15 protein-coding genes are annotated in these 18,297 nt (G+C 33.5%); 12 read left to right on the forward strand and 3 right to left on the reverse strand.

Annotated elements, in window-relative coordinates:
- Positions 1 to 54 precede the first annotated feature (54 nt).
- The 8 genes from QYS47_RS10060 (at position 55) to QYS47_RS10095 (ending at position 9,859) form a co-directional block, all read left to right on the forward strand.
- A complete protein-coding gene (locus QYS47_RS10060; RefSeq protein ID WP_322345890.1) occupies positions 55 to 1,185 on the forward strand; it encodes a helix-turn-helix domain-containing protein in 1,131 nt (376 codons plus the stop codon).
- 127 nt (positions 1,186 to 1,312) lie between these two features.
- Entirely contained in the window at positions 1,313 to 2,377 is a 1,065-nt protein-coding gene (locus QYS47_RS10065) for a serine hydrolase domain-containing protein (protein ID WP_322345892.1), read from the forward strand.
- A gap of 536 nt (positions 2,378 to 2,913) precedes the next feature.
- Complete coding sequence (locus QYS47_RS10070) at positions 2,914 to 3,372, forward strand: fasciclin domain-containing protein (RefSeq protein ID WP_302129070.1); 459 nt, start codon at positions 2,914 to 2,916, stop codon at positions 3,370 to 3,372.
- A gap of 202 nt (positions 3,373 to 3,574) precedes the next feature.
- The gene (locus QYS47_RS10075) at positions 3,575 to 5,221 is read left to right on the forward strand and encodes a proton-conducting transporter transmembrane domain-containing protein (protein WP_322345893.1); all 1,647 of its coding nucleotides are present in this window, start codon (positions 3,575 to 3,577) and stop codon (positions 5,219 to 5,221) included.
- Between the two features lie 31 nt (positions 5,222 to 5,252).
- A complete protein-coding gene (locus QYS47_RS10080) occupies positions 5,253 to 7,718 on the forward strand; it encodes a YbcC family protein (RefSeq protein WP_322345895.1) in 2,466 nt (821 codons plus the stop codon).
- A gap of 79 nt (positions 7,719 to 7,797) precedes the next feature.
- Positions 7,798 to 7,965 carry a hypothetical protein gene (locus tag QYS47_RS10085; protein ID WP_308356696.1) on the forward strand — a complete coding sequence of 56 codons (168 nt, stop codon included), beginning with the start codon at positions 7,798 to 7,800 and terminating at the stop codon, positions 7,963 to 7,965.
- A 205-nt stretch (positions 7,966 to 8,170) separates the two neighbouring features.
- Complete coding sequence (locus QYS47_RS10090) at positions 8,171 to 8,722, forward strand: DUF2911 domain-containing protein (RefSeq protein ID WP_322345898.1); 552 nt, start codon at positions 8,171 to 8,173, stop codon at positions 8,720 to 8,722.
- Between the two features lie 3 nt (positions 8,723 to 8,725).
- Positions 8,726 to 9,859: an amidohydrolase family protein gene (locus QYS47_RS10095; protein WP_322345901.1), complete on the forward strand. Its 1,134-nt coding sequence runs from the start codon at positions 8,726 to 8,728 to the stop codon at positions 9,857 to 9,859.
- Positions 9,860 to 10,018: 159 nt separating this feature from the next.
- On the opposite strand, the gene QYS47_RS10100 is transcribed toward QYS47_RS10095, so the two are convergent.
- Both QYS47_RS10100 and QYS47_RS10105 read right to left on the reverse strand, forming a co-directional pair.
- Positions 10,019 to 10,813, reverse strand: coding sequence for a hypothetical protein (locus QYS47_RS10100; RefSeq protein ID WP_308356694.1), 795 nt, complete (start codon positions 10,811 to 10,813; stop codon positions 10,019 to 10,021).
- A gap of 39 nt (positions 10,814 to 10,852) precedes the next feature.
- The gene (locus QYS47_RS10105; protein WP_322345903.1) at positions 10,853 to 11,902 is read right to left on the reverse strand and encodes a hypothetical protein; all 1,050 of its coding nucleotides are present in this window, start codon (positions 11,900 to 11,902) and stop codon (positions 10,853 to 10,855) included.
- Between the two features lie 284 nt (positions 11,903 to 12,186).
- Here QYS47_RS10105 and QYS47_RS10110 point away from each other — a divergent pair, with 284 nt between their 5' ends.
- The 3 genes from QYS47_RS10110 to QYS47_RS10120 are packed head-to-tail and all read left to right on the forward strand — an operon-like array spanning position 12,187 to position 16,181.
- Positions 12,187 to 12,699: an RNA polymerase sigma factor gene (locus QYS47_RS10110; RefSeq protein WP_322345904.1), complete on the forward strand. Its 513-nt coding sequence runs from the start codon at positions 12,187 to 12,189 to the stop codon at positions 12,697 to 12,699.
- A 58-nt stretch (positions 12,700 to 12,757) separates the two neighbouring features.
- Positions 12,758 to 13,669, forward strand: coding sequence for a FecR family protein (locus tag QYS47_RS10115; protein ID WP_302125286.1), 912 nt, complete (start codon positions 12,758 to 12,760; stop codon positions 13,667 to 13,669).
- Positions 13,662 to 16,181 carry a TonB-dependent receptor plug domain-containing protein gene (locus QYS47_RS10120; protein WP_322345905.1) on the forward strand — a complete coding sequence of 840 codons (2,520 nt, stop codon included), beginning with the start codon at positions 13,662 to 13,664 and terminating at the stop codon, positions 16,179 to 16,181. Before QYS47_RS10115 ends, QYS47_RS10120 begins: the two co-directional genes overlap by 8 nt.
- Positions 16,182 to 16,331: 150 nt before the next feature.
- Here QYS47_RS10120 and QYS47_RS10125 read toward each other — a convergent pair whose 3' ends face one another.
- Complete coding sequence (locus tag QYS47_RS10125; protein WP_302100677.1) at positions 16,332 to 16,745, reverse strand: BLUF domain-containing protein; 414 nt, start codon at positions 16,743 to 16,745, stop codon at positions 16,332 to 16,334.
- A gap of 464 nt (positions 16,746 to 17,209) precedes the next feature.
- On the opposite strand from QYS47_RS10125, the gene QYS47_RS10130 reads away from it, so the two are divergent.
- The gene (locus QYS47_RS10130; protein ID WP_302125280.1) at positions 17,210 to 18,271 is read left to right on the forward strand and encodes a DUF6268 family outer membrane beta-barrel protein; all 1,062 of its coding nucleotides are present in this window, start codon (positions 17,210 to 17,212) and stop codon (positions 18,269 to 18,271) included.
- Positions 18,272 to 18,297 lie beyond the last annotated feature (26 nt).

Raw genomic sequence — 18,297 nt, forward strand, 5'->3', positions numbered from 1 at the left:
GCAATTATCAGCAACTATCTACAATTTAGCTGATGCTTTTAAGAAATTCTATTCATGCATTCGAGCTTTCTTTTTGTTGTAGTGGTCATTTCCATATCGGTATCACTGTTATTAGCGCTTTTTCTTTTTACCTTAAAGTCGCCTAACCAGCGGAGCAATTATCTATTTGCAACCTTTTTATTACTCACAGCTATTGATACAAGTGGCTATTTTTATACTTCAGATAATGGACTGATGACCAATCTCGCCATGATGAGGAATCTGGTGATCTTTTTGCAATTACCAACTTTGTACCTTTATGTACTTTCTGCTTGCTATTCTAATTTCAGCCTTCGGCCTAAACATCTAGTACATACTATACCTTTTATTGTGGTTAACCTGATGTTTATGCCCCGCTTTTACTTGCAGGGAAATGAACAAAAAATACAGTTTCTTACAAATTTTAAAGAGGTATTTGAAGTACAAGTCAATCATGTGTTACTCCACTTACAAGTCATCCTTTACCTGGTGTTGATTTTTTTAGCTATAAGGAAAGCGAAAAACTTATATTTGGAAAATAATGCCGGAAAGAAAGTACAGGCCTACCAATGGCTATTTCAGTTGGCATTCGCTATATCGTTATTTTATGCGGTGGCCTTACTTAAAAATATCTTCAAGTTTTCGAGCTATGAGCATATTTCCACTCTTTTACGTGCTTCTTTATATGTCTTTTACCTCATCATCATCTGTTGGTACTTATTAAAATCCTTGAACAATCCTGGCTTATTTAGGAATGTAGATTCTAAGCAAAAGCTTGTAGCTACTTTGGTAGCCGAAAATAAAACTGTAGACAAGAATGATACCCTTCACAATGCCCGCATTAAACAGCTTAATGATTATATGCTGAAAGAAGAGCCTTATCTCGATCCATCGATTAACATTCAGGCGCTATCAGATAAAATTGAATTACAGGCAAGGGAGCTTTCTGTCTTGATTAATCATGAAATTGGTCTTCATTTCTTTGATTATATCAACTCATTCAGAATTAAAAAGGCGTCTCAGATTTTATCTGATCCAAATAATAAGCAATTAACTGTGTTAGAGGTATTATATGAAGTAGGCTTTAACTCAAAATCTTCATTCAATACGGCCTTCAAAAAACATACAGGCTTCACACCTACAGAATACCGTAAAAAGCACTTATAATCAGGCTCTTGTAAAAAGTCGAACGTTTTGTTTTGTAAGTAATGCGTTCGACTTTGCGTTGTCGGTCGATTCAGAATGACTTTAGGTGCAGATTTGTGTCATCATTTAATCAAAAAATTAAAACACAATGAAAACTGCATTTACTATTATTTCGCTTCTATTATTCGTTAATACCTTCACTTACGCTCAGCGCACCACCCAACGTATCGACTCTCTAGTCAATAGCTTCCATGAGTCCAATCCTGAGATAAGCATGAGCGTTGGCTTTATACAAGGAGGAGAAACATTTTTTACGGCTTATGGCAATTTGAGCCGAGAAGGGAATGATGCTATTGACAAGCATACGCTATTTGAAATTGCCTCAATCACCAAGATTATGACTGCTAACCTAATTGCTCAGGCCGTATTAGAGAGTAAGTTAAAGGTTGATGACTACATAGATGATTATTTGCCTGCGGTTTATCAGCTGAATAAAACTATTCAAAACAAGATCAAAATATCGGATCTGGCCTCGCATCAATCAGGTTTGCCAGATATTGATTTTAGAGAACTCATTGAAAAAAATCCTCAACAACCTACTGCTTCGGTAGACCAAGATTTATTAACTAAGCTGATCAATCAATGTAACAGCTTAAAAGACTATGGTAGTTATAGATATTCTACTGTCGGTTTTGTGCTGCTGGGTCAGATTTTGGAGGATTTATATGGGAAAAGCTATGATCAACTTGTCAGAGAAAAGATTATTGCCCCACTCAACATGACCCGTACTTATACCACAGACTTTGATGTTGCTAATGTCGCAATTGGCTATAATAAAGACGGTGGCGTGCAAGCTCCTTTTATCTGGAATATTGTTGCGCCTTCAGGCTTGGTGAAATCAAGTACCTCTGATATGATGAAATTCTTAAGCGCTTTGCTAGATGAAACTAGTGCAATCGGTCAAGCTGCTAAATTAACTGAAGTACCGTATTTTATTGAGGGAAATGAAGCTATTGGCTTAGGTACAAATATTATACAGGATGGCGATAATACTTTATACCTAAAATCAGGAGATTTATTAGGGCAATCCTCTATGCTATGCTATAATAGACTTTCTGATTGGGGAGTGCTAATTTTTATGAATCAGAATGACTGGAAGCTCAGAAACGATATGCTTAATACCATGTATGAAAGCATATTAAAGGACCAATAAAATAGCATTATTTTTATTAGAAGCTCCATCGACCTGATGGAGTTTCTGTATTTTAAAGTATCAGTATTTGCCCTAAGCGCATCATAAGCACACTATCAATGATATTTAATGAGTTTGGTGTATCATTTTTTTTTTGCACAATCCATATTGACATACCGATAATAAGCATCAAATCATTAGCTAATGGTCCCAAGAGCTTTAAGATCGATTCTGGCTCCTATATTAAGAGCATTCTAACTTTTCATTCAGATCTATTAAGTAGTGGTTGTTTCTTCAGTATTTTGAATAATTGCGTGTCAGGACCTCATAGTGCCATTAAATTATTTTAATATGAAAATTAATTTTTTTTATATGAATAATGTAAACAACTGTACTCCACCAATGTTAATACGATTGTAATAAAAAAACTAACTATGAAAAAATTAAATTATTTATTCGCGATTGGATTATTGTTCTTGTTTTCATGTGGTGGTTCTTCAGAAAAAAGCTCTGATGAAAGTGCCGACATGACTGAAGAAACAGTAGAAAACACAGAAATGTCAGAAGCTGAAGAGGTTGTAGAGGAAGTGATGGAAGAGCCTTCAAATGATATTGTAGCCCTAGCTATGGGTACAGAAAGTTTATCAACTTTAGTAAGTGCTGTAAAAGCTGCGGGTTTAGTAGAAACATTACAAGGAGAAGGTCCTTTTACTGTTTTTGCTCCTACCAATGAAGCATTTGCTGCATTACCTGAAGGTACTTTAGATGACTTATTGAAACCAGAAAATGTTGAAAAGCTTAAATCTATTTTAACCTATCATGTTGTAAGTGGAAAGGTGATGTCAACCGATTTATCTGATGGTATGGAAGCTGCTACTGTGAATGGTAAGAAAATTACAATCGGAACTACTGATGGGGTTAAAATAAACGATGCAAATGTTGTTTCGGCAGATGTTGAGGCTTCAAATGGTGTTGTTCACCTTATAGACGCTGTAATTCTTCCACCAGAGAATTAAAAAATTAAAAATCATTATAAAAAGCTCCAATTGGAGCTTTTTTTTGGTCAATACTAAAATGAAATATGAGTTACTATTCTTGCCTCAGTTTATTTTAATAACATATTTCATATAAACATAAATATTATATATGTAAATCATAAAATATATTAACTTTTATTTATGTTGTAAATACTTTTCCTTTGCATAAAAATAAAACGTTATGCAAACAAACCTTTACGCTTTAGTTCCCCTAGTGGCTCCTTTACTTCTGTATGGACTGGCCATAATGTTACTGTTTAAATGGAAAAAACCAGCGAAGCTATTGATAGAAACAATAGGTTGGTTAGGTATTTTCATATCGCTCGCATGTGCTTTTATTGTCTACTTTTTAGGGTCTAGCCAATCCATGCTTTTAGGAAGTTCTGGTTTAGGATTTGCAATAAGAATGGATCCTTTGAGTATCACTATGTTGATTATGATCGCGCTATTAGGATTTATAGTATTAAAATATAGTCTAAATTATCTTGATGGTGATGATAGACAAAATATTTTTATAGCCAGATTAGCGACCACCATTGCCTCAGTAGAACTTCTTGTGATTGCAGGGAATATTGCTCAATTATTTATCTTCTGGGTAATCACCAGTATTTGTCTTCACTACCTTCTTATTTTTTACAAAAATAGACCTCAAGCAGTTGCAGCAGCTCGAAAGAAATTTATTGTTGCTAGAATAGGCGATTTCAGTTTTTTAGCGGCTTGTATCCTTCTTTATCTACAATTCAATACAGGAAATCTGGAATTAATTTTTGAGAAAGCAAGTGCAGTCTCTAGCCTAAATACAGCTTTAACATCAGCAACTATTCTTTTGGTTATTGCAGCAGTATTGAAATCAGCGCAATTTCCAACTCATGGCTGGTTAATTGAAGTAGTTGAAACCCCTACTCCTGTATCTGCTTTACTTCATGCAGGTTTACTTAATGCAGGCCCTTTCTTGATGGTCAGAATGGCATTCTTAATGAATATGTCCGAACCAGCTTCTCTCCTACTTATCTTTATCGGAGGATTTACCGCAATGATTGCATCAGTAGTATTTTTGACTCAACCCACTGTAAAAATTGCTTTAGGATATTCCTCAGTAGCTCATATGGGTTTCATGCTGCTAATTTGTGGCTTTGGAGTTTACACGGCAGCTATTCTTCATTTAGTGGCCCATTCATTTTATAAAGCCCATGCTTTTCTTTCTTCAGGAAGTGTTGTTGACACGGTTAAGGCTAAAAGAGTTAAGCTACCTAGCAGAAAGGGAAGTATTGGCAGAATTATCACTAGTATAATGATAGCCATTGTTATTTATGGATTATTTAGTTGGATTTGGGGCATTAAGCCAGATGAAGAATTTGCACTTATGGCTACTGGAGCCATTATTGTAATGGGTTTATCTCAAATAATTGCTCCAGCTTTAGATTCTTCAGGTGGCATAAAAGGTATTATGAAATCAGCCTATTTAGCTTTCATGGTTGCATTAGCATTTTTTAGCTTAGAAAAAGGAGCTCATTACTTACTGCACAGTCAAATCCCAACACATTACGAACCTACAATGGTTATTAAAATGGCTGTACTATCAATTTTAATTCTCTTTGCTTTAGTGGTTTTATTGCAATTAATGGCCCCAAACCTCAAAAAAGGGAGTTTTACATACAATCTCGGTATCCATCTCAGAAATGGCCTTTATGCCAATGTAATTTTTGATCGATTGATCGGGGCTTTAAAGAAAGATAAATTCAAGTGGGCAAATCTTACTGTTGAGGAAGAGCAAAGAGAAGAACAAAGGTCTTCTGAAATAAAATTAAGCCTGGAATCTCAACGATAATTAGATCTAATAATACTTTAATTGAAATCAAATGCAAACTCAAAATAATATCAAGCACGGGACAGTTTCTGCCGCAGTTAAAAATGCAGCATCAAAGATTGCCCCTTTATGGTCTTTAGAAAATTTTGTTGCTGTAAATCCATATTTGGGAATGGCAGACCAAAAATTCTCTAAGGTTATGCAACAATTGAATATAACCGCTAATGCAAAGGCCACATTGCCCATTTCTTTTTACCTGGAAGCTTTAAATCAAGCTAGAATTACAAATGATGATATTCAGGAAGCATTAAAAAGAAACCATTCAAATTTAACGGTAAATGAATTTATTCAGGCTTTGATAGAGGATGATATAGAAAATGATCAGTCTTTCAGAGTGAAATCAATAAGTGAATTGTGCAGCGAGTTGGAGGAAAAAGATTGGAAAAGATTTATGATTGATCGTATTTCTCAATGGGCTGCCTCTTACTTTGATAATGATCAAGCCATTTGGAATACGCAGGATAAAAGTGATTCAATATTTCAATCTTGGAAAAAAGAGGCTGAAGTAGACCGAAGTACAGAACTGATGGGCTTAAAAGGTTTCAGAAGCTTGATAAAAGAACTACCTAATAATTACTTAGAACTGAATGAACTGCTAATCAATAAGTTAAATATACATGATGAATCGCTTGACCTATATTTGCATTCTATTTTAATGTCCCTTGGTGGCTGGGCAGGATTTACCTCAAGAATCGATTGGGATGCGAATTTAGCTGGAGATCAAGAATCACATGCTACTGAAGAACTTTTAGCTATATTATTAAGCTGGGAATATGCCTTTTATAAAATTAAATATTCAAAAGAGCTGGAAAAAGAATGGCTTAATGATAAAGTTAAAATGAGCTTGCTTGCTAATGATTCTGATCAAAGCAAGGCATTAGCTTACCAACTTATTATGCAAGATGCTTTTGACATAGCCAATCAAAGACAAATTATCTCAAAATTTGAAAATCAAAAAATTGATAATGATGTAAAAGAAACTAAAAAAGCTCAAGCCATTTTTTGTATTGATGTTCGATCTGAATTATTTAGAAGAAATCTTGAAGCTGCTGATTCGGGAATTGAAACAATGGGATTTGCAGGTTTCTTTGCTTTTCCAGTTAAATTCCTTCAATTAGGACATAATGAAGCAAGTAATCAATGCCCTGTATTGTTAAATACAACGCATACAATTAAGGAGAGGACAAATAACAGTCAAAATGATTTGAATGCTATAAAAAGTAGAACTTTAAAACAACATGTTAGCAGAGCTTGGCATTCATTTAAGTTAGGTGCCATCAGTTGTTTTAGTTTTGTAGGCCCAGTAGGACTCTCCTATCTCCCTAAATTATTTACTGACTCCTTTGGCTTAAGCAGGCCTTTTCCCCATCCAAATGAAGATGGAATTAATAAGAAGTTAAATCATATTAAGAGGGTTGATCTGAATTTTACAGATGTTGAAGGCAATACTTATGGGATTTCGGATGAAGATCAATTAAGTATGGCAGAATCAACCTTAAGAGCCATGTCACTTACTGAAGATTTTGCTCGCACTGTAATGATTGTTGGGCATGGTTCAAGTACGGTCAATAATCCACATGCAACAGGATTAGATTGTGGAGCATGTGGCGGGAATACGGGTGAGGCTAATGCAAAAGTTGCGGCAGCTGTTTTAAATCAGCCTAAAGTAAGAGCTAGATTGAATGAAAAAGGAATTCACATCCCATCAGAGACTTATTTTATCGCTTGTCAGCACGATACAACAACAGATGAAGTAACAATTTATAATGAGGAATTAATTCCGGCATCACATCATGCTGAAATTGAAGAGATAAAGCATGCACTTAAAGTAGCAGCTAAATCTTCAAGAAAAGAGCGAGCTTCACGAATGAATATAGAAGCTTTAGATTTAGATTTTAAAGTTCTTTCTAGAAGCAAAGATTGGTCTCAAGTTAGACCAGAATGGGGTTTGGCAGGTTGTTCTTCTTTCATTGTGGCTCCCCGAAAAAGAACTCAAAATTTAGATTTTGGTGCCAAAGCCTTCTTGCATAGTTATGACTGGCATAAAGATACTGAATTTGGGGTGTTAGAATTGATTATGACCGCACCTATGGTGGTGACAAGCTGGATCAATCTTCAATATTATGCTTCTACAGTAGATAATAAAGTTTTTGGCGCAGGTAATAAAACGCTTCATAATGTGGTAGGAGGATTAGGTGTTTTGGAAGGTTTTGGAGGTGATTTAAGAGTAGGCTTACCATGGCAATCAGTTCATGATGGTACGCAATATCAGCATGAACCACAGCGATTAAACGTAGTCATTGAAGCACCAATTGATGAAATGAGTAAAATTCTAGAAAAGCACCAATCAATCCGAGACTTATGCGATAATGAGTGGATTTATTTATTTGCGATGAATGAGGAAGGAAAGGTTGCATATCAATACACTGGTGATTTGGAATGGAAAATTATTAAATAAAATATTTTTTATTGCTAAGGGTAAACAAATTATACCCTTAGCAATTTTACTTTATTGAATTATTGATACGATTTACTAAATGAAAACTAAGCTTTGTCCGTCTTGTAATCTTGAATATGACGTCATGTATAGAATTCAGCAAAGGAAAGGGAAAGATTGGATTTTCGTTTGTAAAAATTGCTTACCAAAATATCAATCTTTAGCAGATTACCGATATGGAGGAACCTGGAAGGGTTATAGGCATTAATCATCCTAATTTTGCCATTTTCATTAAAACTAGATTATAATATTAATTGAAATTAATGCTGGATTTATATTTTCAATACAATCTAATTAGTTAAAACTTTAATCACTTTAGAAACAAAGTTGATATTTTGCCCTTTGGTTTTGTTAATCTGATGTATTCATTGATGAATATTTACTAAATTGAAAGAACAAAACTAAACAAGAACATGAAAAAGAAAATTTTATTAGGAATCGGAATACTCTTCATAGTTTTAATAGCCTACATTGTTTACGCTTTGTTCATAGCTACACCCGTTAGTCCTCCTGCAACGGTATCCTTTAATGAAGATGGATTAGAAATCACTATAGATTACAGTCAGCCTTCAAAGAAAGGTAGATTGATTTTCGGAGAGGAAAGTGAGCAGGCACTTCAGCCCTATGGTAAATACTGGCGATTAGGAGCAAATGCGGCCACTGAAATCACTTTTAATAAAGATGTTAATTTTGGAGGCAAAGCGGTCTCAGCCGGGACTTACCGTATGTATGCCATTCCAGGCCCCGAAGCTTTCAAAGTAATTCTAAATAGTGAAACGGGCGTTTTTTTTGGCGCAGTAGAACCTGATTATGAGTTGGATGTGGTAGCTGTAAATGCACCAGTAGAAAAATCAGCTTCAATTGTTGAAATCTTTACTATTGGTTTTATGCCGAATGATGGAGGCACTACCATCCATTTTAGCTGGGACGATGTGATGTTTACCGTTCCTGTATCAGTACAATAAATCATGGCATTCTCAGCAAAAAAATGGGTAGGAATACCCATTTTAATTCTACTTTTTCTAGGTCTTGCCTATTGGTTAATTGGCAAGATACAATATCGATTAAACGTAATGGATGTTGAAGAATATGAACCTATCTCTACCTTAAAGGTAGAAGAACATCACTTGAAAAGTGCGAAATTCCCTTTCGTGGATGTTCACAATCATCAATGGACTATGCCTGTACAGGATTTAGATAAACTGGTGCAAGAGATGAATGACTTAAATATGGCTGTAATGGTAAATTTAAGTGGATTTAGAGGTAAATATCTGGAAGAGTCTCTTGAAAATGTGAATGAACAATACAGCAACCGCTTTGTATTATTCATGAACCTTGATTTTGAGAAACTGGATGATGAAGGATGGCCAAATGAAACCTTATCGGTAATGGAAGAAGCTGTAAAAATGGGTGTAAAAGGCCTTAAAGTGTATAAAAGTTTAGGGCTTACGGATACCGATAATGAGGGAAACAGAATCAAAGTAGATGATACTCGCTTAGATCCTATTTGGGCAAAATGCGCTGAGCTTGGGATTCCTGTTTTAATTCATACTGGTGAACCGGAGGCTTTTTGGTTTCCTAAAGATAAAAACAATGAACGCTGGCTAGAATTAAAACAATATCCTAGCCGATACAAGGATCCTGAAAAAAATCCTTCTTTTGAAGAAGTGATGGCTGAACAACATGCTGTTTTTAGAAAGCATCCGGAAACCACATTTATTGCTGCGCATTTAGGTTGGTTTGGAAATGATTTAAAACGATTAGCTAATCTATTAGATGAAATGCCAAATGTATATACTGAAATAGGTGCCGTATTAGCAGAATTAGGCCGCCAGCCCATAACTGCAAGGGAGTTTATGATCAATTATCAAGACCGGGTGATGATGGGTAAAGATGTTTACAACAAAGAAGAGTATTATACTTATTTCCGAGTATTAGAAACCAGAGATGAATATTTTGATTATTACCGAAAACGTCATGCCCATTGGAAAATGTACGGTTTAGGTCTCCCCGACTCTGTATTACAAAAAGTTTACTATCAAAATGCACTAAAGGTAATTCCAGGTATTGACTCAACTCTATTCAATACTAATGTAAATTAACTGTTTATTATAATATTAAAATCACCTTCCACTTTTTAAGGGTATCAGTTTTTATGAGAAATAGACTTATTGTCCTAATTACCCATTCCATTTTATAGAATAAAAAAAGAGGCCTATCAGGCCTCCTATTCTTCATTGTTTACTCAACATACTGGAAAATTAATTATCATCGTCATCATCGTCATCATCGTCATCGTCATCATCGTCATCTTCTTCCTCATCATCATCAAATTCTCCGTCATCATCATCATCTTCACCTGCTTCGAATGTTTGATCTAAATTGCTTTCTATAAGAGCCGCAATTTCAGAGTTAGAAGTGCTGTTTATTCTGATTACACCATCATCATCAGCTGTAGCATTGCTTAAATCGATTCCTGCAAAAAGTGCATCTAAGTCAAATACAATTAGCATTTGGTTGGCAACACCACCATCTAATTGGAAACCATTTTCATCTTCGATTTCGAATTCAATCTCTTCATCAAATGTATATTCGACATTGATTACTTCATTGTTTGCATTAGTATAGTTAAAAGCAATAAAAACAGAATGCTGACCATCAATAAAGGGCTCCATTTCCATTTCAATTTCTTCATAAATACCAGGAGCTAAATCAGCCATTCCAAAATCGGGGCTGCTAGTTCCAGTTAGTAAATCTACTATGAATTCGCCTTCATATTCGATCTCTTCATTTTCGTCTTCACCTTCTTCATCTTCTCTTTCGTTTTCTTCTAAGGTTTCAAATTCTAATTCAGAAACCCCTAATAAAACCTCAGTGAATACAAATCCTGAATTGATGGAACGACCAGTTGCTATAGTAGATTGAGTAGTTTGTGCCTTCATATTTAATTCAACTACAGCCTCTGCTGAAGGATCTGTATCTGAATTACAGCTTTGAAAGAATAATCCTAAGACCATCATTAAAGCTAATAGAGAGTTTTTAATACTTGATTTCATATTATTTGATTTTAAAGTTAAATACTTGATTTATTATTTTTATTGTTGTTTTTCCAGATTGAGTTTTAGCAGATAATCTTCCATATCTGCCTCTAATTTGAGACTGGTAGAATCAATGCTTTGCAATACCCATTCATGATTATAATTTCCAAATGGAGATTCCTCAGTTTCTAATTCTATTATTAAAATGGTCGTTATATCCTCAGAATAAGTTTCCCATTCACCCGCAATATCTTTTTCACCATTCGATAATAGCATTTGTTCTGCTTCCAAGAACTCAATAGAATAAGCGGAAAGTACGGCAGTGTAATCCACGCCAGCAGAATCTAAAAGGCTTACTACCCATTTTCCTGATGCAAGAATAGTAGATAGGCTATCGGCCTCAGTAATCACTTCTTCATCTTCCACATCTTCTATTTCACATTCATCTCTATAGGTATTAATGGCCGTTGTTAATTCAGAATTTGTATTAACATTAAGAATCTCCCCACTTTCTAGGCTGAGTTTTATAGGATAATCAAGGCTGATAATTTCTTCTACCTTAATGTTGCTTAAGAAAACATATAAGTATTGATCATTTTCTATAGATACAGTTCTAGCATTTTGTGCTTCTTCATTATAAACAGAAAAGCTGATAGGATATTCAATATCAATACAGCTGATATATTCTTCGTTACAATCATCCTCCAATTCGTCTAACTCAATATAATTATTGATTTGCAGGCTGTTATAATCATATGAAGTAAGCATAATAGGGAAAACGATAGCGAAAGAATCTTCATCATATTCGTTATCATCCAGAAATTCTTCCAAATCATATAAATAATCAGCATCATTAACTTGAATGATACTATCTCCTATTGTTATAGAATATGGAAAATCAATTGCAAAGCAACCGTTATCATCCAAGAAATCGTCTTTACTTCCATCAAGTTCACTCATCGCTAGTAGTAAATCAAAACTCTCAGATTCCACTTTAATCTGCTCTTCTTCCGAAGGATTATCTACTTGTACAAATTCCTCCTGACAGCTGGAGAAAGTCATACTAATAATTATAAGTGAACCGATGAGATTGTAAATCTTTTGCATAATAATTGCGCTCTTTGTGTATAAAACAGAATGAAGGAGCAAACTCCTACCACTGACTTTAATTTTTTTTATTTAGTTCAAATTACCACCTCTATTATAAAAGAGTATGTATTTGTAAACTATTGATAAATAGCACTTTACAAAAAATGTAAAAATCTTATTATTGAATAATAAAAAAATTATTTCGGATATAAGTAAATTATATAATAATTTGATACATCCCCCTTTTAGTTTTTTTAACTTTATTAAGTGATTAAAACTTCAAATTTCTTTTTAATAGATTTATGAGCGAATCGAAACAGGATGTTTGCCAAGAAAAAGTGTATAGTAAACTCTTTAGTGCCCACGCTAAGGATTTACACAATTTCCTATATTATAAATATGGGGATGCTTTTAATCCTGGAGATGTTGTTCAAGAGGCTTTTGTTAAACTTTGGAATAACTGCGCAAGTGTTCCTTTTGAAAAAGCAAAAAGTTTTTTATTCACTGTAGCTAAAAATTTCATTCTAAATGAGATTGATAAATCTAAAACGGCTCAAAAGTATAGTGCGCTCAAACCAAAATCTTATACACATGAAAATCCCGAATACCTTTTAGAAGAACAGGAATATCAAAACAAATTAGAATCTGCTATTAATGAATTAACGGAAGAAATGAGGGTAACTTTTTTACTAAACCGTATTGAAGGTAAAAAACATCAGGAAATAGCCGATATGCTTGGGATTTCACGAAAAGCGGTAGAAAAAAGAATATATAAGGCCTTGGCTCTAATAAGAGAAAAGGTAGAAGGCATATAATAATTAGGTAATGTGGTAGGAGATTTATCTTCTTGTCTGTTATATTATTAGGACAATCATGAAAAAGGAAGAATACATACAAAAATGGCTGGATAATACACTTTCCGAGCAGGAATTTAAAGAATTCAGAAAAACAGATGATTACAAAAATCTTGTGAAGCTTGATAGACATTTACAAGCCTTCAGAGCGCCTGAATATAAAGAGGAATCCGAATATTCATATTTACAAGAGCAATTGAAGGAGGCGCCTAAGCAACGCCAAATTAGGTTCAACCCATGGAATAGTATTTATAAAGTAGCAGCAACCCTATTATTAGTCTTGCTGAGTGCTTATTTATATTACAACTATACAGCTGAGGATGTAAAATCAACCTATACGGCTGAGCACAGTAATTTTTTATTACCAGATTCTTCTAAAGTATGGCTTAATGCAGTATCAGAAGTATCCTATGATGCCAAAAATTGGAAAGAAGAAAGAACTTTATTATTAAAAGGAGAAGCTTTTTTTGATGTAGAAAAGGGTATTCAATTTGATGTTAGAACTAAAAATGGTAATGTTAAAGTATTAGGAACAGAATTTAATGTATTAGCTAGAAACGATATATTTGAAGTTAGCTGTTATGAAGGTTCTGTTAAGGTGAGTTTTGGTGATGATATTAAGGTGTTAAAGCCTGGCGATATTTTTAAAGCCCAAAAATCTAATTACCAACTCATTCATAAATCATTGTCAACAACTCCTTCATGGATGAATCAAATCAGTAGTTTTTCCAGTATCCCTTATCAATATGTATTAGAAGAATTCGAAAGACAATATGATGTAACCATCGATACAAAAGATATAAATAAAAAAACCTTATTTAGTGGAAGTTTTAGCCATGATGATATTAATCTCGCATTAAAATCTATTACTGAACCACTTCATTTATCTTTTGTCATAAAAGGCAAAAAGGTTATTATAAATCGTGATTAAAAGAATAGTATTTTATATAGTATTCATTTTACCTTTTACCAGCTTTGCCCAAAAACAGAGCTCTATTTCTTTGCCTGCCCTTCTCGATTCACTTGAATCAAAATATCAGGTTAACTTTTCCTATGTAGATGAGCATGTTGCGCATTTAAAACTTCCTTATCCTGTCTCCCATCAATCTTTAGATGATTATCTGCAATGGATTGAGTCAAAAACTCCTTTAAAAATCAATAAGTTAAATGCACAATTCTACACCATCAGCGTCAGGAATGATCAGCATTCGGATTTGATTTGTTTACATGTTTTCGATAAACAGAATAGAGCCTCTATAGAAAATTGCATTATTATTTATGGAAAAAAAGCATTTTATACTGATAGCCTGGGTAATTATTGTGTTAAAATAAGGGATGCGGAAGCAGATAATCTCATAATACGCCATTTGAATTATGAAAGTCAGCAGTTGAGCATAAAATCATTAAATAGAGAAAAAGTAAATAAAATAGGGCTTCAGTCTCGTAATACAATGCTTAAAGAAGTGCAAACTAAGTATTATCTAACTGAAGGGATTAATAAAAAAAGTGATGGAACCATAAGCATAAATGTACCCAATACTTCACTCTTACCTGGCCTGAGTGAGCAGGATGTTCTTTTCAGTATTCAGAAGCTTCCGGGCATTCAAAGTCTAAATGAAAGAGTTTCTGATATTAATGTGCGAGGTGGTTCAAATGATCAAAATTTACTGCTCTGGGAGGGAGCCAGAATGTATCAAACTGGGCATTTTTTCGGGCTTATCTCTGCCCTAAATCCCTACTTAATTAATCAGGTTGAATTGACTAAAAATGGAACCTCTCCCCTATATCCAGGCGGTATTTCAAGTGTGCTCAATATTAAAATGGAAAATGAAATTAACCAAAGCTTAGAAGGTGCAGTAGGTTTAAATATGTTAAATGCTAATAGTTATTGGAAGATACCACTTACTAATAAAATAGCCATAAATCTATCAGCCAGAAGGTCAATAGCGGATGTTTTGAATACTCCTACTTTTGATAACTATTTTGAACGGGCTTTTGCCAATACGGAGGTGTCACAGTTTGTACAAGCCACTGATACTTTAAGGAGCAATCAATATTTCAATTTTCACGATTATTCGGCTAAACTGCTTTATGATATTAATTCAAGAGATAAACTTAGAGTTAGTTATTTAAACATGTACAATACTATTTCTTATGAGGAAAGTGCACTTAATAATGGAATTATTGATTCTAAGACTAGTGAGTTAAGCCAGCAAAACTGGATAGCTTCTGCAGAATTAAATCGAAAGTGGTCTCAGCAGTTGAATACAAAAATTCATTTATCTGCTTCCTCATATGATTTAAATTCAATTAATTATGATATACCCAATGATCAAATTCTTCGGCAGCAAAATGAGGTTCTAGACCTGAATTTAACACTCATGAATAGTCAAAAGCTTAAAACCGGACTTCAGTATGATTATGGATATCAATTTAATGAAGTTGGCGTGCTTAATTTTGATGATATTAACAAACCAGCCTTTAGCCGAAATGTAAAAGAAGTACTTCAAACTCACTCTATTATCAACGATATTCGATGGTCTTTTTTTCAGGGAAAATCCATTGCAAAAGTGGGCTTAAGAATGAATTATTTTAATAAGTTTAATCAATACAGTTTTGAACCACGCTTAACCTTTAACCAACAGCTTAATGATGCATTTGACATTGAGCTTTTGGCAGAGCTTAAAACACAAACGACAACTCAAATCATTGATTTTCAAACCGATTTTTTAGCAGTTGAAAAGCGTAGATGGGTTTTAGTAAATGATCAAGATCTTCCTATAATCTCGAGTCGTCAAATTTCGATAGGTGGGCACTACCGCAAAAATGGCTGGCTAATTAGTGCTGAAGGCTATTGGAAAGACGTAAAAAATATAAGCAGTAGTAGTCAGGGATTTCAAAATCAATATAGATTCATCAGAAGTAGCGGGAATTATACTTCAAAAGGGATTGATATCTTAATTAATAAGCAGATGGATGATTTGAATGCATGGTTGAACCATTCTATTTCAAATACCGAATACAATTTTTCGGAATTTACACCTTCCTCTTTTCCAAGTAATTTTGATGTACCACATGCAGGTGGAATAGGGATAAGCTATCAATTGCAGCAATTGGAATTTGCATTAGGCATAAATTACCATTCAGGTAGGGCTTTCAGTAGAATTGTAGAAGGGCAAGAGGTTGTTAATGACTCGATATTGTATCAGACGGTCAATAGCTATCGTTTACCTTTTTATATGCGACCTGACTTATCTATAAGGTATACATATAATTTGAGGCTTAATCAGAAACTACAATTCGCTATTTCACTTTGGAATTTCATTAATTATGAAAATATCATTAATCAGTACTATCTATTAGATTCAGATAATACGATACAAGAAATAAGGCAGCAAGCCCTAAAATTCACTCCTAACCTTTCAATTCAGTGGAGTTTGTAGAATGTTTGTGTAATGATTAATAAATTATGATGCGAAAGTTTTGACATCTGCATATGTTTCCTAGTCCCTTATAAATCTCTAAATCATGAAAAAAAGCATAAAAAAACACAGACTATCAGTCTGTGTTCAAATTTTTTAATCGGTAAATTTTTAATTAAATACCTTCTTCAGCAATTCCACTGAATTTGGAGAATTTTCTCCGTTAAGAATTTTATTAAACTCTCCTTTATCTTTCTCAGTAATATCGGTTTTGAATTCGATATTTGAGAAATCAAGTTTTTTAGCGCCCATGTGCCAACTTGGGAATACTTTTTCTTTAATTGGACTGCTATTGATCAGTCTAATTTCTTTATGACGATCATCCAATTTTATTTTATCATATAATTCGAAGATCTTTTTATACTCTCCTTCAAGGTATTGAACAAAGCTGTCTTTTGAGTATAGCAATACCCCTGTGATATCTTCACCCGAATTATTTCTTTCACAAGAATCCAAAATCTTCTTGATTTCTTCTTCTGTGCAATTACTCTTACGTTTACTTACGTAAATTAAATTTGAAAGCATTTTATTTAGTTATAAAGTAAAAAAATAGTAGGGAATAATTTATTAGCCATAGCCTATATAAATCATTTTAATAAAGAGCTAAATACTTGATTATTTGGAAACTATACTAATTTCTTTTTACTTTTTGATTAAAAAATGATCAAGTTCTGAGAAATGTAAATTCTCTTCATGGTTTAACCACATATTGTGTACAAATGTGTATATAAGTTACGCACCTATTGAAATTTTTATTGTAACCTTCTGATTAAATAATAAATTCTATTTTATAGTTAATAGGGTATTTTAAGCAATATTAACAATTCAAAAAAAATGAGTGGCTATTTCATATTTACGGATATAAATATTCTTTAAAAGTATAATACATTTTATTTATGTTACTGTAGATTTAACTTTCAGCCATTGTAATAAATTATTAATATCTTTATTATTGAAATATTATAACTTAAATCCATAACTATTATAAAATGAAAAACTATATACTATTATTTTTCTTACTGCTTTCAACTAACATGATTATGGGTCAAGATGGTGATGACGATTTTGATGATTTTGATCCTTCTATGTTCGAAGAAGCTGGAAGTAGTCTGAAAGTTTTCTGTACAAATAAAACTTTAGGCCAAAGTCCAACCCAATTGGTAAGTTTTGGATTAGATTATCACGGACCCTCTACATTAACTACTCCTGCGATTGGAGATGTAGCTGAAGAGGAAGCTGAATGGTCGCAAGCAAGTGGGTTTCGTTTCAATTCTAATGTACCCTTGCTTTCCAAAAACAATATCTTAATAAACTGGAGTTTTAACTATGTCCAGTTTGGTTTTAATAGTGGAAATGATGTGATCTACCAAAATCCTTTAAATGCTACTTTATCTGATTACAGTTTGAAATGGTTAAATACAAACTTTACATTATTCAAACCTTTAAATGAAAAGAGTTTTTTATTGGCGCAATTAGGAGTTGAGTTAAACGGTGATTACTCTTTTGATAATCCACCTTCTTTATCTAATACGAGAGTTCCTGCAGCCTTAATTTATGGTTTTAAACCCAATGATAATTTAATGTGGGGAGCTGGAGTTTCAAGAACCTATTTAGGTGGTGCTTTAAATGTACTGCCTGTAGTCTATTATTATAAAACCTTTAAAAATGAAAAATGGGGAATTGAAGCCCTGCTACCTGCTAGATTACAAGCACGATATCGTATGAATAGTAGAAATTTACTTTTAATGGGGTATTATGTTGAAGGTGCTACTTACAACCTAAGCAATTTTGGAAATTATCAGGCCGCTTCAACTATTACTAATAATTCAGTAGAATTGAGAAGGTCTGAAATAAGAGCTGGTTTAACTTATTCTAGAGGCTTAAATGATTTTATTTGGGTTAGTGGCCAAGCAGGCTATAGAGTTAATTACTCTTTTGAGCTAGATGAAGGTGAATTTTATCGAGGATTTAATGGAGATGATTATTTGCAAGAAAATAGCTTAAGTAATACTTGGTATATCCAGTTTTCATTGAGTTTGGTAAGCCCATAAAATATAAAAGGGCTGCAACCTTAAAA

The sequence above is a fragment of the Marivirga arenosa genome, assembly GCF_030503875.2.
GTDB classification, from domain to species: Bacteria; Bacteroidota; Bacteroidia; order Cytophagales; family Cyclobacteriaceae; genus Marivirga; species Marivirga arenosa.